19 protein-coding genes and 1 pseudogene are annotated in these 22591 nt (G+C 74.9%); 16 read left to right on the forward strand and 4 right to left on the reverse strand.

The window, feature by feature from the left end:
- Positions 1 to 13 precede the first annotated feature (13 nt).
- From XF36_RS07000 to mutM, 4 genes are all read left to right on the forward strand, one after another.
- A complete protein-coding gene (locus XF36_RS07000; RefSeq protein ID WP_020626224.1) occupies positions 14 to 589 on the forward strand; it encodes a YceD family protein in 576 nt (191 codons plus the stop codon).
- A 70-nt stretch (positions 590 to 659) separates the two neighbouring features.
- Complete coding sequence (gene rpmF, locus XF36_RS07005) at positions 660 to 842, forward strand: 50S ribosomal protein L32 (RefSeq protein ID WP_020626225.1); 183 nt, start codon at positions 660 to 662, stop codon at positions 840 to 842.
- Positions 843 to 850: 8 nt separating this feature from the next.
- The gene (gene rnc, locus XF36_RS07010; RefSeq protein WP_020626226.1) at positions 851 to 1600 is read left to right on the forward strand and encodes a ribonuclease III; all 750 of its coding nucleotides are present in this window, start codon (positions 851 to 853) and stop codon (positions 1598 to 1600) included.
- Between the two features lie 5 nt (positions 1601 to 1605).
- A complete protein-coding gene (gene mutM / locus XF36_RS07015; protein WP_060711351.1) occupies positions 1606 to 2484 on the forward strand; it encodes a bifunctional DNA-formamidopyrimidine glycosylase/DNA-(apurinic or apyrimidinic site) lyase in 879 nt (292 codons plus the stop codon).
- 24 nt (positions 2485 to 2508) lie between these two features.
- Here the strand turns inward: mutM and lysA are convergent.
- Positions 2509 to 3842, reverse strand: a pseudogene (lysA, locus tag XF36_RS07020) (diaminopimelate decarboxylase).
- A 228-nt stretch (positions 3843 to 4070) separates the two neighbouring features.
- Here lysA and XF36_RS07025 point away from each other — a divergent pair.
- Positions 4071 to 4388: a PadR family transcriptional regulator gene (locus XF36_RS07025; protein ID WP_020624001.1), complete on the forward strand. Its 318-nt coding sequence runs from the start codon at positions 4071 to 4073 to the stop codon at positions 4386 to 4388.
- The gene (locus XF36_RS32245; protein WP_060711352.1) at positions 4385 to 5632 is read left to right on the forward strand and encodes an HAAS signaling domain-containing protein; all 1248 of its coding nucleotides are present in this window, start codon (positions 4385 to 4387) and stop codon (positions 5630 to 5632) included. The genes XF36_RS07025 and XF36_RS32245 overlap by 4 nt, the downstream gene beginning before the upstream one ends.
- 40 nt (positions 5633 to 5672) lie before the next feature.
- On the opposite strand, the gene XF36_RS07035 is transcribed toward XF36_RS32245, so the two are convergent.
- Together XF36_RS07035 and XF36_RS07040 are read right to left on the reverse strand one after the other, a co-directional pair.
- Positions 5673 to 6719 (reverse strand): magnesium and cobalt transport protein CorA, encoded by a 1047-nt coding sequence (locus XF36_RS07035; protein ID WP_060711353.1) that lies wholly within the window; start codon positions 6717 to 6719, stop codon positions 5673 to 5675.
- Positions 6710 to 7198, reverse strand: coding sequence for a hypothetical protein (locus XF36_RS07040; protein ID WP_060711354.1), 489 nt, complete (start codon positions 7196 to 7198; stop codon positions 6710 to 6712). Before XF36_RS07040 ends, XF36_RS07035 begins: the two co-directional genes overlap by 10 nt.
- A 350-nt stretch (positions 7199 to 7548) precedes the next feature.
- Between XF36_RS07040 and kdpF the strand changes: the two genes are divergently transcribed.
- Genes kdpF through XF36_RS07070 form a run of 6 tightly spaced genes read left to right on the forward strand, consistent with a single transcriptional unit; the run spans position 7549 to position 15286 of the window.
- Positions 7549 to 7647, forward strand: coding sequence for a K(+)-transporting ATPase subunit F (gene kdpF / locus XF36_RS31375; protein ID WP_060711355.1), 99 nt, complete (start codon positions 7549 to 7551; stop codon positions 7645 to 7647).
- Positions 7647 to 9329 carry a potassium-transporting ATPase subunit KdpA gene (kdpA, locus tag XF36_RS07050; RefSeq protein WP_060711356.1) on the forward strand — a complete coding sequence of 561 codons (1683 nt, stop codon included), beginning with the start codon at positions 7647 to 7649 and terminating at the stop codon, positions 9327 to 9329. Before kdpF ends, kdpA begins: the two co-directional genes overlap by 1 nt.
- A gap of 35 nt (positions 9330 to 9364) precedes the next feature.
- Positions 9365 to 11455, forward strand: coding sequence for a potassium-transporting ATPase subunit KdpB (kdpB, locus tag XF36_RS07055; RefSeq protein WP_193394001.1), 2091 nt, complete (start codon positions 9365 to 9367; stop codon positions 11453 to 11455).
- A complete protein-coding gene (locus XF36_RS07060) occupies positions 11455 to 12063 on the forward strand; it encodes a potassium-transporting ATPase subunit C (protein ID WP_060711357.1) in 609 nt (202 codons plus the stop codon). Before kdpB ends, XF36_RS07060 begins: the two co-directional genes overlap by 1 nt.
- A gap of 23 nt (positions 12064 to 12086) precedes the next feature.
- Positions 12087 to 14588, forward strand: coding sequence for a sensor histidine kinase (locus XF36_RS07065; protein ID WP_060711358.1), 2502 nt, complete (start codon positions 12087 to 12089; stop codon positions 14586 to 14588).
- Complete coding sequence (locus tag XF36_RS07070; protein WP_043275999.1) at positions 14585 to 15286, forward strand: response regulator; 702 nt, start codon at positions 14585 to 14587, stop codon at positions 15284 to 15286. The genes XF36_RS07065 and XF36_RS07070 overlap by 4 nt, the downstream gene beginning before the upstream one ends.
- A 13-nt stretch (positions 15287 to 15299) precedes the next feature.
- On the opposite strand, the gene XF36_RS33165 is transcribed toward XF36_RS07070, so the two are convergent.
- A complete protein-coding gene (locus XF36_RS33165; RefSeq protein WP_238589165.1) occupies positions 15300 to 16106 on the reverse strand; it encodes a CAP domain-containing protein in 807 nt (268 codons plus the stop codon).
- Positions 16107 to 16127: 21 nt separating this feature from the next.
- Here XF36_RS33165 and XF36_RS07080 point away from each other — a divergent pair, with 21 nt between their 5' ends.
- The 4 genes from XF36_RS07080 (at position 16128) to ftsY (ending at position 22346) form a co-directional block, all read left to right on the forward strand.
- The gene (locus tag XF36_RS07080; RefSeq protein ID WP_060711360.1) at positions 16128 to 16418 is read left to right on the forward strand and encodes an acylphosphatase; all 291 of its coding nucleotides are present in this window, start codon (positions 16128 to 16130) and stop codon (positions 16416 to 16418) included.
- Between the two features lie 77 nt (positions 16419 to 16495).
- Positions 16496 to 16912: a VOC family protein gene (locus tag XF36_RS07085; RefSeq protein WP_060711361.1), complete on the forward strand. Its 417-nt coding sequence runs from the start codon at positions 16496 to 16498 to the stop codon at positions 16910 to 16912.
- Positions 16913 to 16959: 47 nt separating this feature from the next.
- Positions 16960 to 20565, forward strand: coding sequence for a chromosome segregation protein SMC (gene smc, locus XF36_RS07090; protein WP_060711362.1), 3606 nt, complete (start codon positions 16960 to 16962; stop codon positions 20563 to 20565).
- Between the two features lie 56 nt (positions 20566 to 20621).
- Positions 20622 to 22346, forward strand: a complete 1725-nt coding sequence (gene ftsY / locus XF36_RS07095) for a signal recognition particle-docking protein FtsY (protein ID WP_060711363.1) — start codon at positions 20622 to 20624, stop codon at positions 22344 to 22346.
- The last annotated feature ends 245 nt before the right edge of the window (positions 22347 to 22591 follow it).

The raw sequence follows: 22591 nt of genomic DNA on the forward strand, positions 1-22591 counted from the left end.
GCTGGTCGGCGAGATGAACACCGCGCGCAGCCAGAACCGTCCCGACGACAACCCCTGGGTCCTCTCCACCCGCGAGCTGGCCCGCCGCCCCGGCAACCAGCGCACCGTGGCCCGCACGGTCCCCGCGCCGTCCGGCGACGCCGAGATCGGCCTGACCGGGGTGATCACCGTCCCCGGCGGGTCCGACGTCGAGCTCGACGTGTCCCTGGAGTCGGTGACCGAGGGCGTCTACGTCTCCGGCACCGCCGACGCCCGGCTGGCGGGGGAGTGCTCGCGCTGCCTGGAGCCGATCGGGGAGGACGTGCAGGTCCGGATCGGCGAGCTGTTCGCCTACCCGGACTCGGTCACCGAGGAGACCACCGACGCCGACGAGATCCCGCGCCTGGTCGACGAGCGCATCGACCTCACCCAGGCCGTGCGCGACGCGATCGTGACCGAGCTGCCGATGGCACCGCTGTGCCGCGAGGACTGCCCTGGTCTGTGCGTCGAGTGCGGGGAGAGGTGGGCCGATCTCCCATCGGATCACGGGCATGAGACACTGGATCCTCGTTGGGCGGCGCTCCGTGAGCGCCTGCCCTCCACCGACTGAGCGGCGGCTCCTCGTGAGCCCGCTCCCCGGTGGGCAGACCTGATCGTTCGAAGTACCGAGGAGTGTCATCATGGCCGTTCCCAAGCGCCGGATGTCGCGGTCGAACACGCGTGCGCGCCGGTCGCAGTGGAAGGCCACTGCGCCGACCCTGGTCGCCTGCTCGAACCGCGCCTGCCGTGAGCCGAAGCTGCAGCACATCGCCTGCCCGACCTGTGGGCAGTACGACGGTCGTCAGGTCACCAGCCCGGCCTGATCGCAGCAGTGGGCGACAAGAGTGTGACCGGTCCGGTGACGGACCGGTCACCTCTGCTGTCCGCACTCGGTGTGGACCTGGACGAGACGCTGCTCACGCTGGCGCTGACCCACCGGTCCTACGCCTACGAGCACGGTGGACTGCCGACCAACGAGCGCCTGGAGTTCCTGGGCGACTCGGTGCTGTCGATCGTGATCACCGAGCGGCTGTACCGGGACCACCCGGACCTGCCCGAGGGGCAGCTGGCGAAGCTGCGCGCGAGCGTGGTCAACATGCACGCGCTCGCCACCGTCGCCGTGGCGTTGCCCACACCGGACGGTGTGCCGCACGGCCTCGGCGCGTACCTGTACCTGGGGCGCGGTGAGGAGCTGACCGGTGGCCGGTCGAAGGCCAGCATCCTGGCCGACGCCACCGAGGCGCTGCTCGGCGCGGTGTACCTCGCGCACGGCCTCGAGCCGTCCCGCGAGCTGATCCACCGGCTGTTCGCGGACCTGCTGCACAGTGCCCCGTTGCTCGGCGCGGGCCTGGACTGGAAGACCAGCCTGCAGGAGCTCACCGCCGCCGGCGGGCACGGTGTGCCCGAGTACCGGATCGACGAGGAGGGCCCGGACCACCTGAAGGTGTTCACCGCGACGGCCGTGGTCGGGGGTCGTGACCTCGGCAGCGGCGCGGGACGCACCAAGAAGGAGGCCGAGCAGAAGGCGGCCGAGATCGCCTGGCACGCGCTGTCCGACGAGAGTGCCGGCTCCGGGCGGTAGCCGCGATGCCGGAGCTGCCCGAGGTCGAGGTCGTCCGCCGCGGCCTCGCCGACCACGTGCTGGACCGGCGGATCGCGCGCGTCGAGGTACTGCATCCGCGCGCGGTGCGCCGGCACCCCACCGGGGCGGACGACTTCACCGCCCGGCTGGCCGGGCGCACGCTGTCCGCGGTCGCCCGGCGCGGCAAGTACCTCTGGCTGGAGCTGGACACCGCCGGCCCCGGTGACGACGCGCTGCTCGCGCACCTGGGCATGTCCGGGCAGATGCTCGTCGAATCCCCGGACGCGCCCGACGAGAAGCACCTGCGGGTCCGCGTCCGGTTCGACGACGACGGCCCCGAGCTCCGCTTCGTCGACCAGCGCACCTTCGGCGGGCTGTCGGTGCACCCCCTCGCCGCGGGCGCGGGCGGCGGCCTGGTGCCCGAGCCGGTCGCCCACATCGCCCGCGACCCGATGGACCCGGCGTTCTCGGCCGACGACGCCGTCGCGGCGATGCGTCGCCGTCGCACCGAGGTCAAGCGGGCACTGCTCGACCAGACCGTCGTCTCCGGGATCGGCAACATCTACGCCGACGAGGCGCTCTGGCGGGCCCGGCTGCACGGCAGCCGGCCCACCGAGAAGCTGACCCGGGCCCAGGGCCACACCGTCCTCGACGCCGCGACGACCGTCATGCACGAGGCGCTCGTCCAGGGCGGCACCTCCTTCGACGCGCTGTACGTCAACGTCAACGGCGCCTCGGGCTACTTCGACCGATCCCTGAACGTCTACGGCCAGGCGGACCGGGCGTGCCGTCGCTGCGGCACCCCGATCCGCCGGGACGCGTTCATGAACCGCTCGTCGTTCACCTGCCCGCGGTGCCAGCCGGCCCCGCGGCCCCGCCGCTGACCGGGCGCCGACCGGCGTGGGGCCTCAGGAGCAGTCGCGGCGCAGCAGGTCCTCCGGGGTGTCGCGGCGCAGCAGCGGCAGCGACGCCCCCGCGGCGACGGCGACCACCGGCGGGCGCGGGACCTGGTTGTAGGTCGAGGCCATCGAGGCGTGGTACGCGCCGGACACCGGCACCGCCAGCAGGTCCCCGGTGGCGACGTCGGCGGGCAGCCGGACGCCGTCGGCGATCACGTCGGAGGACTCGCAGTGCCGCCCCGCCACGCGGACCGACTCCAGCGGTGCCCGGGTGGCGCGCCCGACGAGCCGGACCGGGTAGCGGGCGCCGTAGAGGGCGGGGCGGGGGTCGTCGCTCATGCCGCCGTCGACCAGCACGGTGGTGCGGCCGTCGCCGCAGCGCTGCACCGCGCCGACCCGGTAGAGCGTCACCCCGGCCCGGGCGACGATCGCGCGCCCCGGCTCGACGAGCAGCCGCGGCTCGTCGATGCCGTGCGCCGCGCAGGCCCGGGCCAGGGTGCCCCGCACGGCCCGGCCGAAGATCGCCGGGTCCAGGCAGGGCTCGCCCTCGGCGTAGCCGACCGCGTGCCCGCCGCCCAGGTCCAGCTCCGCGACGGTGACCCCGTACCGCGCACGCAGTGCCGCAATCACGCCCACCATCCGGACCGCGGCCCGCTCGTAGCGCGACACCGACGGCACCTGCGAGCCGAGATGGCAGTGCAGCCCGGCCAGCTCCAGCTCGGGGCGGCCAGTACCCGTCCGGCGACCTCCAGCGCCTCGGCGGGCGGCATCCCGAACCACGACGACGCGGTGCCGGTGGTGAGCCCCGGGTGGGTGCCGGCGTCGACGTCCGGGCTGATCCGCAGCAGCACCTTCTGCCGGCGCGGCGCGAGCGCGGCGATCCGGTCGACCTCCGCCGCCGAGTCCAGCACGATCCGCCCGACGCCCGCGGCGAACGCCGCCTTCAGGTCCTCGTCGGTCTTGACGGTGCCGTGCAGCACGATGCGGTCCCCGGGCAGCCCCGCGGCCGCGGCCACCGCGACCTCGCCGCCGGAGCACGCGTCGACCGAGCAGCCCTCGTCGGCGACCAGGCGGGCCATTCCGCGGCAGAGGAACGCCTTGCCGGCGTAGACGATCTCGGCGTCGGGCAGCGCGGCCCGGTAGGCGCGGCAGCGGGCGCGGACGTCGGCGGTGTCGAGCACCTGCACCGGGGTGCCGAAGCGGGCGGCGAGCTCGGTGAGGTCGACCCCGCCGATCTGCAGGGCGCCGTCGGAGGTCGTGCGGGTCGTGACCGGCCACAGGCCCGGCTCGAGACGGGCGGCGAGGGTCGGGCGGAGGGAGGGGAGCAGGTCGGCGAGGGTCACCGGGATGACTCCTTGGTGGCGGGCGCCCGGTGCGGGCGCCGTGCCCCTCCGTTGTCGCCCCGTGGAGCCGCGCGTGTCCGCCGTCGCTACGCCGCCCTGACGCCGTCCGGCGCAGGACTGGCGGCCCGTTGACACCCGGCTCCGACACCCGGCTCGACACGCGCCCGGTGCAGCGGTGCGCGGACTACTGCGCATCGCGTAGTAGTCTGCGACGCGTAAGGAGGTGCGATGGACACCAGCCAGCTGCTCAAGGGAGTGCTCGACCTCGCGGTGCTCGCGGTCCTGGACCGCGCGGACGGATACGGCTACGAGGTCGTCCGGGCCCTGCGCGGTGCCGGCCTCGCCGAGGTGGGCGACGCCTCGGTCTACGGCACGCTGCGCCGGCTCTACGGCGCGGGCCTGCTGACCTCGTACGTGGTCCCCAGCGAGGAGGGGCCGCACCGCAAGTACTACGCGATCAACGAACCGGGCCGGGTCCGGCTGCGGGAGACGACCGACCGGTGGCGCGCGTTCGCCACCACGATGGAAGGCCTGGTGGGCACGTGAGCACCGAGCAGAGCGGGGGCGGCCGCGGCGGCGGCAGCAACGGCGGCAACGGCGGCAACGGCGGCAACGGCACTGACACCGATGTCACGGCACGCATCGGCGACCCGGTCACCGACGACTACCTGGTGGGCCTGCGGGTCGCCCTGACCGGCCTGCCTCACACCGAGGTCGCCGAGATCGTCGACGACGCGCGCGGGCACCTCGCGGAGCTCGCCGAGGAGCTGGGCGCCGGCTACGGCCGCGACGCGGTGCACGCCCGGCTCGGCAGCCCGCAGGACTACGCGGCCGAGCTGCGCGCGGCGGCCGGGTACCCGCCCGCACAGCAGGAGCCCGTGCAGCGCCCGCGCACCGGGCAGGCCGGGTTCGCCCTGGCCGCGCTCGTCGTCGCGACCGCCGCGGCGGGGGCCGCGGGGCTCGCGGTGGGGCAGGTCGGGCCGTCGACGGTGGCGCCGCTGTTCCTCGCGGTGCCGCTGGCCGCGGCCGGTGCCCTGGCCGCCTGGTCCGACGGGCCGGGGCAGTCCGCGGCGGCGTCGCTGCCGTCGGTCGTGGCGCTGCGCGAACGGCTCGCCCGGGCCCGCACCGACGGCGCGGCCGGGGGGGTCGTACTGTCCCTGCAACCCGGCTGGTGGGTGCTGCGCGCGCTGGTCGCGGCCGGGGTCATCGGGTGGGTGTTCGGCGGCGGCGGGTCCGCCGGGCTGGTGACGGCGCTGGTCCTCGCCGTGCCGGCGGTGCCGCTGTCGGTGCTGCTGGGCCGGCGCAGTGCGGCCGACCGGCGGCTGCTGTGGGCCGTCGTACCGCTCAACGCGTTCGCGGTGGGACTGCTGGTGGCCGCGGTGCTGGCGCAGGGGCAGGACCGCACCGGGGACGTGGTGTCCTACTCGACCCCGCCGGGGCTGAGCCTCGACGGCACCACCGTCGCCGACGTGCGGCCCTTCGACGCGAAAGGGAGCCCGCTGAGCGATGTGTACCTGTTCGACGAGAACGGCCGCCCGCTCGCGGTCGACGACCACTCCTGCGTCGACGAGGGGTACGCCGCCACGTCCACCCCGCCGGCGCCCGGGCCGTACCCGCGGGGCGTGCGCACGACCGACCCGACGACCGGGCGCTGCGTGACCCGGCCGCCGCAACCGCTGATCGTGACGATCCCGCAGACCACGGCGCCCCGTCCGACGAGCGCGGCTCGTGCCCCGTCGCCCGCGCAGTCGACCGCGCCGGGGCCGGCCGCGCCGACCACGACGGGCTGACGCCGGGGCCGGGTGCCCACGGGGGGTGGGCGCCTGGCCCTCACAGCCAGTCGTTGTGCTTGAACGCCACGTACAGCACGAGGCCGAGCAGCAGCATCAGCCCGATGGCCATCGGGTAGCCCAGGGCCCAGTGCAGCTCCGGCATCTCGTCGAAGTTCATGCCGTAGATGCCGGCGATCAGGGTCGGCGCGAACAGGATCGCCGCCCACGACGACACCCGCTTCATCTGCTCGTTCTGCGCGTAGCCCGCCTCGGTGAGCCGGGTCATCTCCTCGTTCTGGCGCTGCGCGACGAGCGTCGAGTTGACGGTGAGGATGTTGCCGAGCAGGTCCCGGAAGCCCTCGACGCGCTCCCGGACCCGGGTCGCGTGGTCGATCACGTCGCGCATCGCGCGGCGCAGCTCCAGGTCCGGGGCGTCGCCGGACTTGGCGAACCGGGCCCGCAGCTCGACGAAGATCTCCTGCAGCGGCTCGACGGCCCGCTGGAACGCGATGACCTGCCGGGTCAGCTGGTAGATGCGCCGCGACACGTTCGGGTCGCCGCGGAACACCTCCTCCTCGATCCCGTCGATGTCGTCCTGCAGGCCGTCGAGGACGGGGAAGTAGTCGTCGACGACCCGGTCGAGCACCGCGTAGAGCACCGCCATCGGGCCGTGCGCGAGCAGCTCGGGGTCGCTCTCCAACCGGTCGCGGACCTCGCTGAGCTGCGGCTCGACGGCGTGCCGCACGGTGATCACGAAGTCGGGTCCGAGGAACAGGTGGACCTCGCCGATCTCCACGACCTCGTCGGCGTCGACGTAGCGGGCGGGGCGCAGCACCACGAACTCGGCGCTGCCGTAGCGCTCCAGCTTCGGGCGCTGATGGGCGTTGACGGTGTCCTCGATCGCGAGCGAGTGGAGGTCGAACTCCCGCGCTACCTGGTGGAGCTCCTCGACGTCCGGGCGGAGCATCCCGATCCAGCAGAACGCCGTGGAGCCCTCGCCGTGGTCGGCGCGGCAGCCCTGCAACACCTCGACCGCGCTGTCGATGGACTCCGGCGCCGCGGCGCGCTTGCCGTCGACGTAGACCGCGTTGTCGATCACGGACATGCGTGGGCCTCCTCCGGTCCCGGCCGGGGAGCGCCCCCGCCGTCACCGGAAAGGGTAACCAGCGCTGCGGTCCGCAACCGTGCGACGACGAGCGGGCCGCCGACGCGCCACCGCCGACGGTGCGACCGCCGCGGCACGGGTGAGCAGCGCGGCTCCGAGCAGCACCGCCAGCAGCCACAGGTCCGGGCCCCCGAGGTGCAGCTCGGCCAGGTGGTGGAGGCCGAAGCCGTCGCTGAACCCCAGCAGACCACGGCGACGGCGAGTGCGCCCACCGCCGTCGTCGCGGCGGCCAGCAGCACGGTTCCCACCCCGGCGACCACGACCGCGGCCGCGGCGGAGCCGCCGGGCCCCGCACCGGTGAGGGCCGCGGCGCCGGCGGTCAGGCCCGCGGCGACACCGGCGGCGATCCCCGCGACGAAGCCGGCGCCCCCGGTCAGGGGCGGCGGTGGGACCGGACGGGCGGGGCGGCGCTGCAGCATGCGCGGGAGCGTGCGCCCCCCGGTGGGCCGCCGGCCGGGCTCCTGACGCGGTGTTGGCGTCGTCACACGCGTGTGTTGACGGGTTCCTGAGACCGACCGCCCGTCCGGGGGACGTGATGGCCACCACCGGGCGTCAAGAACGCGTCAACGCGGGAGCCGGTGGGCGTCAATCCGCCGTCATCGACCGGCCCCGCGGGTCCTCGTTCGGCGCACGATCCCCGGCGGCCCGCCGGAGATCCCCGGCGGGTGAGCACGACCGAGGAGAGTCCCGTGGCCGACCTGGCCTACATCGCGTTGCTGGTGGCGTCCTTCGCCGTCCTCGCGCTCACCCTGCGCGGGATGGAGAAGCTGTGATCGCGACCGTCGTCGAGAACGTGGCCGGGGGCCTGCTCGCCCTGGGCCTGCTGGTGTACCTGGTCGTCGCGCTGCTCCGCCCGGAGCGGTTCTGATGGCCGGGCTCGCGCAGGCGGCGGCGCTGGTGGCGCTGCTCGCCGTGACCTGGAAGCCGCTGGGCGACTGGATGGCGCGGGTCTACACCGACACCCGGCACTGGCGGATCGAGCGGCTCGTCTACCGGATCTGCCGCATCGACGCCACGTCCACGCAGCGCTGGACGACCTACGCCGCGGGCGTGCTGGGCTTCTCGTTCGTCTCGATCGTGCTGCTCTACCTGGTGCAGCGGCTGCAGGCCTTCCTCCCGCTCGGCTTCGGCCGCGGCACCGACGGCGGCACCTCGGTGTCCCCGGCGATGGCGTTCAACACCGCGGTGTCGTTCGTGACCAACACGAACTGGCAGTCCTACGTGCCCGAGCAGGTGCTCGGCCACACCGTGCAGATGGCCGGGCTGACCGTGCAGAACGTCGTGTCCGCCGCCGTCGGCATGGCGGTCGCGATCGCGCTGGTCCGTGGCTTCGTGGCCCACGGCGCGACCGGCGACGACGAGGGGGGCCGGATCGGTAACTTCTGGGTCGACCTGACCCGTGGCGTCGTCCGGATCCTGCTGCCGCTCGCCGCCGTCGCCGCGGTCGTGCTCGTCGCCACCGGGGTGGTGCAGTCGCTGCGATCGGGCGTCGACGTGACGACGGTCGACGGCAGCACCCACACCCTGGCGCTCGCCCCGGCCGCCTCGCAGGAGGCGGTCAAGGAGCTCGGCACCAACGGCGGCGGCATCCTCAACGCCAACTCCGCGCACCCCTTCGAGAACCCGAGCCCGCTGTCGAACCTGCTCGAGATCTTCCTGATGCTCGTGATCCCGGTCGCGCTGACCCGCACGTTCGGCGTGCTGGTCGGACGGGTCCGCCAGGGCGTCGTGCTGCTGTCGGTCATGGGCGGGCTGTGGGCGCTGTTCCTCGCCGCGACCTGGCTGGCCGAGCTGCACCCCAACGGCCCGGCCGCGCTCGCCGCGGGCGGGGCGATGGAGGGCAAGGAGGTGCGGTTCGGCATCCCCGGCTCCGCACTGTTCGTCGTGTCCACCACGGGCACGTCCACCGGCGCGGTCAACTCCACCCACGACAGCCTCACCGGCGCGGGCGGTGGCGTCGCGCTGCTGAACATGCTGCTCGGTGAGGTCGCGCCCGGCGGAGTCGGCTCCGGGCTCTACGGCCTGCTGGTCCTCGCGGTCATCGCGGTGTTCCTGGCCGGACTGATGGTCGGGCGCACCCCGGAGTACCTGGGCAAGAAGCTCGGCCGGCGCGAGATCACCTACGCCGCGGTGTCGATCCTGGTCATGCCGACGTTCGTCCTCATCGGCGCCGGGTCGGCCATCGCGCTGCCGGGCACCGCCGACGCGCTGGGCAACTCGGGGGCGCACGGCTTCTCCGAGGTCCTCTACGCCTGGGCCTCGGCGGCCAACAACAACGGCTCCGCGTTCGGCGGTCTCACCGCGACCAGCGACTTCTTCCAGGCCGGTCTGGGGCTGGCCATGCTCTTCGGACGGTTCGTGCCGATGCTGGCGGTGCTGGCGCTCGCCGGCTCGCTGGCCCGCCAGCGCCGCGTCCCGGCCGGTGCCGGGACCCTCCCGACCGACGGGCCGCTGTTCGCGGGTCTGGTCGGCGGCACCGTGCTGCTGGTGTCGGCGCTGACCTTCTTCCCGGCGCTCGCGCTCGGCCCGATCGCCGAGGCCCTGTCGTGACCGCCACCCACCACCGTGCCGAGTCGGAGGAATCCGTGTCCGTGACGACCGAGCCGCAGGCGGCGCCGCAGAGCGCGGCGCCCGTCGCCGCCGGGGCGTTCGCGCCGCGCCAGCTGCTGGCCGCCCTGCCCGAGGCACTGCGCAAGCTCGACCCGCGCGTGCAGGCCCGCAACCCGGTCATGTTCGTCGTCTGGGTCGGGTCCGTGCTGGTCCCGGTGCTCGCCGTCGCCGACCCGAGCGTGTTCGCGGTGCTCGTCGCGGTGTGGCTGTGGTTCACCGTGCTGTTCGCCAACCTCGCCGAGGCCGTCGCCGAGGGACGAGGCAAGGCCCAGGCCGCGTCGCTGCGCGCCACCCAGCGCGACACCGTCGCCCGCCGCCTGCTGGGCACCGACCCGGCCGACCCGGCCGCGGCCGAGGAGCAGGTCCCCGGCGCCACGCTGACGCTCGGCGACCTGGTCGTCGTCGAGGCGGGGGAGACGATCCCCGGCGACGGCGACGTCGTGCACGGCATCGCCTCGGTCGACGAGTCCGCCATCACCGGCGAGTCCGCACCGGTCATCCGGGAGGCGGGCGGCGACCGCTGCGCTGTCACCGGCGGCACCACCGTGCTGTCGGACCGGATCGTCGTGCGGATCACGACGAAGCCGGGGGAGTCCTTCGTCGACCGGATGATCGCCCTGGTCGAGGGCGCCGCCCGGCAGAAGACCCCGAACGAGATCGCGCTGACCATCCTGTTGTCGGCGCTGACGATCATCTTCCTGCTCGCCGTCGTCGCGATCGCGCCGATGAGCGCCTACGCCGGCACCCAGGTGCCGCTGCTGGTGCTCACCGCGCTGCTGGTCTGCCTCATCCCGACCACCATCGGCGCGTTGCTGTCGGCGATCGGCATCGCCGGGATGGACCGGCTGGTGCAGCGCAACGTGCTCGCCACCTCCGGGCGCGCCGTCGAGGCCGCGGGCGACGTCGACACCCTGCTGCTCGACAAGACCGGCACGATCACCTTCGGCAACCGGCGTGCCACCGCGCTGCACCCGGTCGGCGGCACCGACCTCGACGAGCTGGCGCGGTCGGCGCGGCTGTCCAGCCTCGCCGACCAGACCCCCGAGGGACGCAGCATCGTCGAGCTCTGCGCCGCCGAGCACGGCCTGCCCCCCGAGGCCGACGCGACCGAGGCCGTCGCCGAGTTCGTGCCCTTCACCGCCCAGACCCGGATGTCGGGCATCGACCTGCCCGGCGGCGTCGTCCGCAAGGGCGCCGCGGCCGCGGTCCTCGACTGGGCCCACGCGGGCGACCGCGCCGAGGTGGACCGGCTGGTGGAGACCATCTCCGACGGCGGCGGCACCCCGCTGGTCGTCGCCAGGGCCTCCTGGCCGGCCGGCACCGACGGGCGCGTGCTCGGCGTCATCGAGCTGTCCGACGTCGTGAAACCCGGCATGGCCGAGCGGTTCGCCGAGCTGCGCGCGATGGGCATCCGCACCGTCATGGTCACCGGCGACAACCCGCGCACCGCGGCCGCGATCGCCGCGCGGGCCGGCGTCGACGACCACATCGCCGAGGCCACCCCGGAGGACAAGCTCGCCTACATCCGGCGCGAGCAGGAGGGGGGCCGGCTCGTCGCGATGACCGGTGACGGCACCAACGACGCGCCCGCGCTCGCCCAGGCCGACGTCGGCGTCGCCATGAACACCGGAACCTCCGCCGCCAAGGAGGCGGGGAACATGGTGGACCTGGACTCCGACCCGACCAAGCTCATCGAGATCGTCGAGATCGGCAAACAGCTGCTGATCACCCGCGGCGCGCTGACGACGTTCTCCGTCGCCAACGACCTCGCGAAGTACTTCGCGATCCTGCCGGCGATGTTCGTCGCGCTGTACCCGTCGCTCGGACTGCTCAACGTGATGGGCCTGGCGACGCCGGAGTCCGCGATCCTGTCCGCAGTGATCTTCAACGCGCTGGTCATCGTCGCGCTGATCCCGCTGGCGCTGCGCGGGGTGCGGTACCGGCCGTCGTCGGCGGCGTCGCTGCTGCGGCGGAACCTGCTGATCTACGGCCTCGGCGGGGTCGTCACCCCGTTCGTCGGGATCTTCCTCATCGACCTGCTCGTCCGCTTCGTCCCGGGGATCTGATGCTCACCACCCTGCGCCGCCAGACCGCGACCGGTCTGCGCGTGCTCCTCGTCATGACCGTGCTGTGCGGCATCTTGTACCCGCTCGCGATCTGGGGGGTCGCGCGGATCCCCGGGCTGTCCACCGTGGCGGAGGGCTCGGTGCTGCCGGGCGGGACCGGCTCGTCGCTCATCGGGATCGACCCGGTCGCCGCCGACCCGGCCGCCGACCCGTACTTCCACACCCGGCCCTCGGCGACCGCGGAGGCCGACCTGGGGCTCGGCCCGGCCGACACCACGACCTCCGGGGCGTCCAACAAGGGCGGCTTCGACTCCGGGCTGCTGGAGACGGTGCAGCAGCGCCGCGCGGTGATCGCCGCCCAGGAGGGTGTCGCACCCGCCGCCGTCCCCACCGACGCGGTGACCGCGTCCGCCTCCGGGCTCGACCCCGACATCAGCCCGGCCTACGCCGCGCTCCAGGCGCCGCGGGTCGCCCGAGTCACCGGGCTGTCGCTCGACCGGGTGGAACAGCTGGTCGCCGACGCGACCAGCGGCCGCACCCTCGGCTTCCTCGGCGAGCCCAGGGTGAACGTCACCGAACTCAACCTGTCCGTGCGGGACGCGCGGTAGTGGGGCGGGACCACAATGGCCGGGTGAGGGGAGAACTGCGCATCCATCTCGGTGCCGCACCCGGGGTCGGGAAGACCTTCGCCATGCTCGGCGAGGCCCACCGGCGGGTCGGCCGCGGTGCCGACGTGGTCGTCGGGGTCGTCGAGACCCACGGCCGCGAGCGCACCGCCGGGCTGCTCGAGGGACTGGAGGTGGTGCCGCGGCGCACCGTCCTGCACGGCGGCACCGAGCTGCACGAGATGGACGTCGACGCGGTGCTGGCCCGCCGCCCCCAGGTCGCTCTGGTCGACGAGCTCGCCCACACCAACGCGCCCGGCTCGCGCAACGCCAAGCGCTGGCAGGACGTCGAGGAGCTGCTCGATGCCGGCATCGACGTCATCTCCACGGTCAACGTGCAGCACCTGGAGTCCCTCGGCGACGTCGTCGAGACCATCACCGGGGCCCGCCAACAGGAGACCGTCCCCGACGAGGTGGTCCGCCGCGCCGAGCAGATCGAGATCGTCGACATCACCCCGGAGGCGCTGCGCCGCAGGCTCGCGCACGGCAACGTCTACCCGCCCGAACGCGTCGACGCCGCCCTGGCGCACTACTTCCGGGTCCCCAACCTCGTCGCGCTGCGGGAGCTCGCGCTGCTGTGGATCGCCGACGAGGTGGACGTGGTGCTGCGCCGCTACCGCACCGCGCAGCAGGTGTCCGACGTGTGGGAGACCCGCGAGCGGGTGGTGGTCGCGCTGACCGGCGGCCGGGAGTCCGAGACCGTGCTGCGCCGCGCAGCGCGGATCGCGAAACGCTCCGGCGGCGCCGACCTGATGGCGGTGCACGTGCTGCGCGGCGACGGCCTCGCCGCCACCGGTGTCGGGGCCGCGGACCGGGTCCGGCGGATGGCCGAGGGGGTCGGCGCGAGCTTCCACACCGTCGTCGGGGAGTCCGTCGACGACGCCCTGCTCGACTTCGCCCGCGGGGCCAACGCCACCCAGCTGGTGCTCGGCACCTCCCGGCGCTCCCGGCTGGACCGGGTGTTCGACCCCGGCATCGGGGCGCGGGTGGTGCAGGAGTCCGGACCGATCGACGTGCACATGGTCACCCACTCGGCCGCCGGGCGGGCCCTGCGGCTGCCGAGGCTGCGCAACGGGCTGCCGGCGGGGCGCCAGGCGCTCGGCTGGGCGACCGCCGTGCTCGCCCCGGCGGCGGCGACCGTGATCGGGATCGCGCTGACCGACTGGGTGGACCTGTCCACCGACGTCGTCCTCTACTTCCTCGCGACCGTGCTCGCCGCGCTGGCGGGCGGGCTCGGTCCGGCGCTGCTCGCCGCGCTGCTCGGTGGGCTGCTGCTGAACTTCTTCCTGTCCCCGCCGCTGTACTCGCTCGCGATCGCCAACCCCGGCAACGTCATCACCGTGTCCACGATGCTGCTGGTGGGGGTGCTGGTGGCGCTCGTCGTCGACCGGGCGGCCCGGCGCGCGGAGCAGGCGGTGCGGGCCCGGGCCGAGGCGGCGCTGCTGGCGTCGTTCGCGCGGACCGTGCTGACCCGGTCCGATCCGCTGCCGCGGCTGCTGGACCGGGTCCGCGAGACCTGGGCGCTGCAGTCGGTGGCCCTGCTCGAGCAGGGCGAGGACCGGGTGTGGCGCCGGGTGGCGTGCACCGGCGACGCCGGGGCGTGCGACCGGCCGGAGAAGGCCGACGTGGACGTCGTCGTCGACGAGGGTCTGCACCTGGTCGGGACCGGCCGGGCCCTGCCCGCCGCCGACCGCAGGCTGCTGGAGGTCGTCGGCGGGCAGGCGCTGCTGGCGCTGCGCGGGCAGCGTGCCGAGGCGGGCGCCGCCGACGCCGAGCGCCGCGCGGCCGCGAACGAGACCCGGGGAGCGCTGCTCTCCGCCGTCGGACACGACCTGCGCAGCCCGCTGACCTCGATCAAGGCCGCCGCGAGCAGCCTGCGCGACGAGCACCTCCCGCTCGGGCCCGACGACCGCGCCGAGCTGCTGGCGACCGTCGAGGAGTCCGCGGACCGGCTCACCGGCCTGGTGGACAACCTGCTCGACTCCTCCCGGCTCGCCGCGGGCGCGGTGACCCCGCTGCTCGCCCCGGTCGGCTACGACGAGGTGGCCGCCACCGCGCTGCTCGGCCTGGAGGGCGCCGACCGGGTCCGGGTCGAGATCGACGAGGACCTGCCCGATGTGCTCGCCGACGCGGGCCTGCTCGACCGGGTGGTCGCCAACGTCGTCGACAACGCGCTGCGGCACGGCGGGACGGAGGTGGTCCTGCGCGCCAGCGCCTACTCCGACCGGGTCAAGCTGCGCATCGTCGACCGGGGCCGCGGTGTGGCCCCGCGCGAACGCGGCGCGCTGTTCGCCGCCTTCCAGCGCCTCGGTGACCGCGACGCGACGTCCGGGCTCGGCCTGGGCCTGTCGGTGGCGCAGGGGCTGACCGTGGTGATGGGCGGCGAGCTGACCGCGGAGGACACCCCGGGCGGCGGTCTCACCGTGGTCATCTCGCTGCCCGCCGCACCGGTGGGGGCGGCCCGATGAGCGGGGGCGGGAACGGGGTGCGGGTGCTGGTCGTCGACGACGACCCGCAGATCCTGCGGGCCCTGCGGATCAACCTCACCGCGCACGGCTACACGGTGCTCGTCGCCGCGGACGGCTCGGCGGCGCTGCGGGTGGCCGCGGACGGGCACCCGGACGTCGTCGTGCTCGACCTGGGGCTGCCCGACCTCGACGGCACCGAGGTCGTCGAGGGGCTGCGCGGCTGGAGCACGGTGCCGGTGATCGTGCTGTCCGCGCGCACCGACTCCACCGACAAGGTGCGGGCGCTCGACGCCGGCGCCGACGACTACGTCACCAAGCCGTTCGGGATGGCCGAGCTGCTGGCCCGGCTGCGGGCCGCCGTGCGCCGCGCCGCGGTGTCGTCCGTCGACGGCGAGGCCGTGGTGACCACCGCGGACTTCACCGTCGACCTGGCGGCCAAGACGGTCGTGCGCGCCGACGGCGCCGAGGTGCACCTGACCCCGACCGAATGGGGGATCCTGGAGCTGCTGGTGCGCCACCGCGGGAAGCTCGTCGAGCAGAAGCGGCTGCTGCGCGAGGTCTGGGGGCCGCAGTACGGCACCGAGACCCACTACCTGCGGGTCTACCTAGCTCAGCTGCGGCGCAAGCTGGAGCCGGTGCCGTCGCGGCCGAAGTACCTGATCACCGAGGCGGGGATGGGGTACCGGTTCGACGGCTGAGGCGGCGTGTCCCTCAGCGGCCGAAGTCCTGGGTCCAGTAACCGTCGGCCAGCCCGACGCCGATCGTGGTCAGCGAGCAGTCGAGGATGTTCTTCCGGTGCCCGGGGGACTCCATCCAGTCCGCGACCACGGTCGCCGCGTCCGGCTGTCCCATCGCGATGTTCTCCGCGCCGGGGGAGGCGTAGCCCGCCGCGGTGATGCGGTCGGCGAAGTCGCGCCCGTCGCGGCTGTCGTGGGCGAAGTAGCCCTGGGCCGCCATGTCCTCGCTGTGGCCCTGGGCGGCCGCGCTGATCCGCGGGTCGGCCCGCAGCGCACCGCATCCCGCGGCGGCCCGCTCGGCGTTGGTCAGCGCGACGACCCGGGCGAGCTCACCGGACAGCCCCGCCACGACACCCGTCGCCGACGGGGCCGCCGAGCGGGCCGCGGGGACCTGCCCGGTGGCGGGGCCGGTCGTCCTCGCGGCGGCCGTGGTGGTCGCGGCCTCGTGCGCGGCGAGCGCGTCGAGTGCGGTGCGGACGGAGGAGCCCGGGGCGGCCGGGGCCGCGGCGAGCACGCCGAGGACGAGTGCGGCGCCGTCGACGGGGGCGCCGTCGACCGTGGGGCGTGCACCGGTCCCGGTCGGGGCCGTCGTCGCGTACGCGGCACCGACCGACCGGAGGGGCACGGTGTCGGACGTCCGTCCACCGGCCCGTTCGGCGTCGGTCCAGCCCGCCGCGGTGAGCACCGGTGCGGCGAGCGGGGCGGCCATGGCCAGCACGGCGCCGGCCCCCACCCCGCCGAGCACGGCGCTCGCGGCGCGCGGTGTGCGTCGTCGGGTCACGGCCGGTAACGTATCAGCACTGTGAGTGGCAACACAGATTCGACCGTTCGGCTGATCGCATGGGTCCAGGGGGAGGTACAGGGCGTCGGTTTCCGCTGGTGGACGCGGTCGCGGGGACTCGAGTTCGGCCTCGTCGGCCAGGCCCGCAACCTGTCCGACGGCCGGGTCGCAGTGACCGCGGAGGGTGACCGCGCCTCCTGCGAGCGCCTGCTGGAGCTGCTGCGCGGCGGGGGCACCCCGGGGCGGGTGACGTCGGTGTCGGAGCAGTGGGCTGAGCCGTCCGGCGCATTCTCCGGGTTCGTCGAGGCCTGACCGCTCAGTTCTGTCGGTGCCGGGGTCTACACCTGTGTCCACACCGAAGCTGCCGACACCGAACCCCGGAGGTCCCGATGCCCGTCCAGATGACCCCGTACCTGCACCTCGACGGCCGTGCGCGCGAGGCGATGGAGTTCTACCGGTCCGTGCTGTGCGGCGAGCTGCAGGTCATGACCTTCGGTGACATGGGGGCCGAGGGCCCCGTCCCGCTGCCGGACGGCGTGATGCACTCCTACCTCGGCACCCCCGACGGGTTCGCCCTGATGGCGTCCGACGGTGACCCGCAGCGCCCGACCGGGGCACCCTCGGGCATCTCGGTCAGCCTCGCCGGCGACGAACCGGAGAAGCTGCGCGGCTTCTTCGCCGGGCTCGCCGAGGGCGGCATCGTCGACGTCCCGATGGAGAAGCAGATGTGGGGCGACGAGTTCGGCCAGCTCACCGACCGGTTCGGGGTCCGCTGGCTGGTCAACGCCTCGGCACCGCTCGCCTGAGGTCCCCCGCTACCCTGTGGGCCCCCGCGCACCTGGAGACCCCGCCCGTGCACCTGAAGACGCTGACGATGAAGGGCTTCAAGTCCTTCGCCTCGGCCACCACGCTGCGCCTGGAACCGGGGATCACCTGCGTCGTCGGGCCGAACGGCTCGGGCAAGTCCAACGTCGTCGACGCGATCAGCTGGGTGCTCGGCGAGCAGGGCGCCAAGGCGCTGCGCGGCGGCAAGATGGAGGACGTGATCTTCGCCGGCACGTACGGCCGCGCGGCGCTGGGCCGTGCCGAGGTCACCCTCACCGTCGACAACTCCGACGGCGCCCTGCCGATCGACTACTCCGAGGTCTCGGTGACCCGGCGGATGTTCCGCGACGGCGCCGGCGAGTACGAGATCAACGGCTCCCGCGCCCGGCTGCTCGACGTGCAGGAGCTGCTCAGCGACTCCGGCATCGGCAGGGAGATGCACGTCATCGTCGGGCAGGGCCAGCTCGACGGGGTGCTGCAGTCCAAGCCGGAGGACCGCCGCTCCTACATCGAGGAGGCGGCCGGGGTCCTCAAGCACCGCAAGCGCAAGGAGAAGGCGCTCCGCAAGCTCGACGCGATGCAGGCCAACCTCACCCGGCTCACCGACCTCACCGCCGAGCTGCGCCGCCAGCTCAAACCGCTGGGCCGGCAGGCCGAGATCGCCCGCCGCGCCCAGGCCGTGCAGACCGAGCTGCGCGACGCGCGGCTCCGCCTGGCCGCCGACGACTACGTGACCCTGTCCGAGGAGACCCAGCGCGAGGAGGCGTCCCAGGAGCAGGCCCGGCGTCGCCGCGCCGAGGTCGAGGAGCAGCTCGACGTCGCCCGCGAGCGCCAGGAGGAGCTGGAGACCGCGCTCGCCGCGGACGCGCCGCGGCTGCAGCTCGCGCAGGACACCTGGTACCAGCTCTCCGCGCTGGCCGAGCGGCTGCGCGGCACCGTCCGCCTCGCCGAGGAACGCGTCCGCCACCTCACCTCCTCGGCCGAGGCCGGGCGCACCCCCGGCCGGGACCCGGACGAGACCGAGGCCGAGGCCGACGCGATCGCCGAGCAGGAGGAGGAGCTGGTCGCCGCCGTCGCCGAGGCCCGGCGCCGGCTCGACGAGGTCGTCACCGAGAAGGCCGAGCGCGAGCGGACCCTCGCCGCCGCCGAACGCGAGCACCTGGCGGCCGTGCGCGCCATCGCCGACCGTCGTGCCGGGATCGCCACCCTCGCCGGGAAGGCCGACGCGCTGCGCTCCGGCGTCGCCGCGACCGCCGAGGAGATCGAGCGGCTGTCCGAGGCGCTCGCCGAGGCGGGCGCCCGCACCGCCGAGGCCGAGACCGAGCTGGAGACCGCGCGGGAGTCCCTCGGCGTCTCCGGGGACGCGGCCGACACCGACGCGCTGGCCACGCGGGTCGAGCAGGCCGAGGCCGCGCACCGCAGCGCCGCCGAGCGGGTCGCCGAGCTGGTCGCCGCCGAACGCGACGCCGAGCAGCGCCGCGCGCACTGGCGGGCCCGGGTCGACGCCCTGCAGGTCGGCCTGGTCCGCCGTGACGGCACCGGCGCCCTGCTGGACTCCGGCGCCGACGGCGTGCTCGGCGCCGTCGCCGAGCTCGTCGAGGTCGAGCCGTCCTGTCGGGCCGCGGTCGCCGCGGCGCTGGGCGAGCTCGCCGAGGGCGTCGCCGTCGCCTCCGTGGCGTCCGCGGCCGACGCGCTGCGGTCCCTGCGCCGTGGCGACGCCGGCCGGGCCGCGCTGCTCGTCGGCGCCGGGTCCGCCGGGGCCGACCGCTCCGCCGGGCGGGTGCCGGTCCCGGTCCCCGATGGCGACCCGCCCGCCGGGCGCTGGGCGGCCGCGCTGGTCACCGCACCGCCCGCGCTCGCCCCGGCGCTGGGGGAGCTGCTGGCCGGGGTGGTCGTCGTCGACGGTCTGGACGCCGCGGCCACCGCCGTGGGGGCCCGGCCGGGGCTGACCGCGGTCACGACCGAAGGGGACCTGCTCACCGCACACGCCGCGCGCGGCGGCACCGGCGCCGGGGAGGGCGCGCTGCAGCTGCAGGCCGCCGTCGACGACGCGCTGGCCGCACGCGACGCCGTCGACGCCGAGCTGGAGTCGCTGCGCCCCACCCTCGACGGTGCCCGCGCCGAGGAGGCCGCCCGCGGCACCGACCTGACCGCGGCCCGTGCCGCGGTCGCCGACGCCGACCGCCGCCGCGCGGCCGCCGCCGCCCAGCTCGGGCGGCTCGAACAGGTCGTCACCTCGGCCCGCGCCGAGGCCCAGCGGCTGCGCGAGCGCCGCGACACCGTGGAGCGGCGGCGGTCGGACTCGCTGATCGAGCTGGAGGCCGCCGAGCACCAGCTGTCCCTGGCCTCCGACGCCCCGGTCGACGACGAGCCCGACACCGAGCTGCGCGACGAGGCCGCCGAGCGCGTGGAGGAGGTCCGCTCCGAGGAGGTCGAGTGCCGCCTCGCGCTGCGCACGGCCGAGGAGCGGGCCCGCGCCATCGCCGGGCGCGCGGAGACCCTGCGCCGCCAGGCGCACGGCGAGCGCGTCGCCCGGTCCCGGGCCGCCGCCGCGGCCGCCGAACGGGAGCGGGCCTCGGAGGTCGCCCGGCTCGTCGTCGACGCCGGGCACGTCGCTGCCGAGCGGATCGAACGCTCGCTGGCCGCCGCGGCCGCGGAGCGCGACGAGATCCAGTCCGCCCGCGCCGAACGGGAGCGCGCACACGCCGAGGCCCGCGACACCACCACGAAGCTGACCGCGCTGCTGGAGAAGCTCACCGACACCGTCCACCGCGACGAGATGGTGCGCCAGCAGACCCGGATGCGGCTGGAGCAGCTGACCGAGAAGATCCTCGGCGACCACGGCATCGGCGTCGACGACCTCGTCGCCGAGTACGGGCCCGAGGTCCCGGTACCGCCGTCGGCCGACGAGACCGCCGAGTACGAGGCCGCCCGCGAGCGCGGCGAGCAGGTGTCCGCGCCGCCGCCGGTCCCGTTCGACCGGCCCACCCAGGAACGCCGCCTCAAGCGAGCGGAGAAGGACCTGTCGCTGCTCGGCAAGGTCAACCCGCTCGCGCTGGAGGAGTTCGCGGCGCTGGATGAGCGCTACAAGTTCCTGTCCACCCAGCTCGAGGACCTCAAGAACACCCGGCGTGACCTGCTCACCGTCGTCCGCGAGGTCGACGACAAGATCCTCGAGGTCTTCACCACCGCCTACCACGACGTCGCCGCCGAGTTCGAGACCGTGTTCGCGACGCTGTTCCCCGGTGGCGACGGCCGGCTCGTGCTCACCGACCCCGACGACATGCTCACCACCGGCATCGAGGTCGAGGCCCGCCCGCCCGGCAAGAAGGTCAAGCGGCTGTCGCTGCTGTCTGGTGGGGAGCGCTCGCTCACCGCGATGGCGCTGCTCGTCGCGATCTTCCGGGCCCGTCCCTCGCCGTTCTACGTGCTCGACGAGATCGAGGCGGCCCTCGACGACGTCAACCTGCGCCGGCTCATCTCGCTGATGGAGGAGCTGCGCACGACCAGCCAGCTCATCGTCATCACCCACCAGAAGCCGACGATGGAGGTCGCCGACGCCCTCTACGGCGTCTCGATGCGCGGCGACGGCATCACCCAGGTCATCTCCCAGCGCCTGCGACCCGCCTCCTGACCGGCTGACCGGCCCGTCCTGCGCGGCGCGTCGACCGGGCGTGGCAGGGTGGCGTCGTGACCACGCAGACCCTCTGGATCGTCGTCGCGATCGTCGTGGCGGTGTTGCTGATCGCCGTCGTCGCAGGGCTGGTGATCGCCCGCCGACGGCGCATCAGCCTGCGGTCCGACGAGCAGCAGCGCGAGCTCGGGACCGGTACCGACGAGCCACCGCGCACCGGCGGCGGCTACCAGGCCGGGAGCGGGTTCGCCTTCTCCTCCGGGACGGCCACCGCACCCGAGCGGCCGCGCGCCCCCGGCGACGACGCACCGACCGCCGCCACCCCGTCCGCCCCGGCGTCGCCCGCCGACGCCGCCGCCGACGCGCCGACGGCCGCCACACCGACCACCACCCCGTCCGCCCCGGAGGCCCCCGCCGAGGCCGCCGACGCGCCGACCGCCGACGAGGTCCGCACCCCGCCCGGTGGCACCCCCGTCGTCGACGGCGCCACCGAGGCCCGCACCCCGCCGCGCGGCGTCCCGGTCAGCACCGCCCCGCCGGTCCCGTCGACCGCGCCGCTCAGCAGCCCGCCCGTGCCGACCGAGCAGACCGGGACCGTCACCGGCACCCCGGACGCCCGCGTCATCGACACGGCCCAGGCCAGCAAGGACCCGGCCACCCGGCAGCTCCGCCGCCCCGAGGGCCCCGCCGGGACCGACGGGGCCGACGCACCCGCGGCGAGCGCGCCCACCCGGCCGGTCGCCCGCCCGGAGGCCGCGCCCCCGCCGGCAGCACCCCCCGCGCCGTCTGCACCGACCGAGCCGGTCGCGCGCCCGGGGACGGCGGACACGCAGGCCCCCGGCACCCCCACTGAGGAGATCGCCCCGGCCGAGGGCCGGATCGGCCGGCTGCGCGGCAGGCTGTCCCGGTCGCGCTCCGGGCTCGGCCAGAGCCTTCTGGGCCTGCTCGGCGCGGGCGACCTCGACGAGGAGTCGTGGGAGGACGTCGAGGCCACCCTCCTGCAGGCCGACCTGGGGCCCGAGACGACCGCCGAGATCGTCGAGGCGCTGCGCGGGCAGATCGCCACCCGTGGTGTCCGCACCGCCGAGCAGGCCCGCGCCGCCCTGCGTGACGTGCTCGTCGAGGCCCTCGGCACCGGCCAGGACCGCTCCGTGCACGCCCTGCCGCACGACGGGCGCCCCGCGGTGCTGCTGATCGTCGGGGTCAACGGCACCGGCAAGACCACCACCACCGGCAAGCTCGCCCGGGTGCTGGTCGCCGGGGGGCACCGGGTGACCCTGGGCGCGGCCGACACCTTCCGGGCCGCTGCCGCCGAGCAGCTCGTCACCTGGGGCGAGCGCTCCGGAGCGGGCGTCGTCCGCGGACCCGAGGGCGCCGACCCGGCCTCGGTCGCCTTCGACGCCGTCTCGCGCGGCACCGACGACGGCGTCGACGCCGTTCTGCTCGACACCGCGGGCCGGCTGCACACCAAGACCGGGCTGATGGACGAGCTCGGCAAGGTCAAGCGCGTCGTCGAGAAGCAGGCCCGGGTCGACGAGGTCCTGCTCGTCCTCGACGCCACCACCGGCCAGAACGGGCTGGCCCAGGCCCGGGTGTTCGGCGAGGTCGTCGACGTCACCGGGGTGGTGCTCACCAAGCTCGACGGCACGGCCAAGGGCGGCATCGTGTTCCGCGTCCAGCGCGAGCTGGGCGTGCCGGTCAAGCTCGTCGGGCTCGGTGAGGGCCCCGACGACCTGGCCCCGTTCGAGCCCGCCGCGTTCGTCGAGGCACTGCTCGACTGAGGTCGTGGCGCGGGTCGTCCCTGCGGGCGACCCGCGCCGTGCGCCACGTCACGAACCGGACCATTCGGATGACCTTCGGTCCTCCGGATCCGGTTGAGTAACGCAACCGTCATCTTGCTCGACGCCCTGTTAACCGGTGCGAAACGGACAGGCGTCGAATGCGAAACACGCGATCATCATCCTTCCTCCCCAGTCGGACTAACGACAGACGTGGGAGGGACTAACCCGTGGAAGGCCTCAACAGC

Origin of the sequence: Pseudonocardia sp. HH130629-09 (genome assembly GCF_001294645.1) — a bacterium.
Taxonomy (GTDB): domain Bacteria; phylum Actinomycetota; class Actinomycetes; order Mycobacteriales; family Pseudonocardiaceae; genus Pseudonocardia.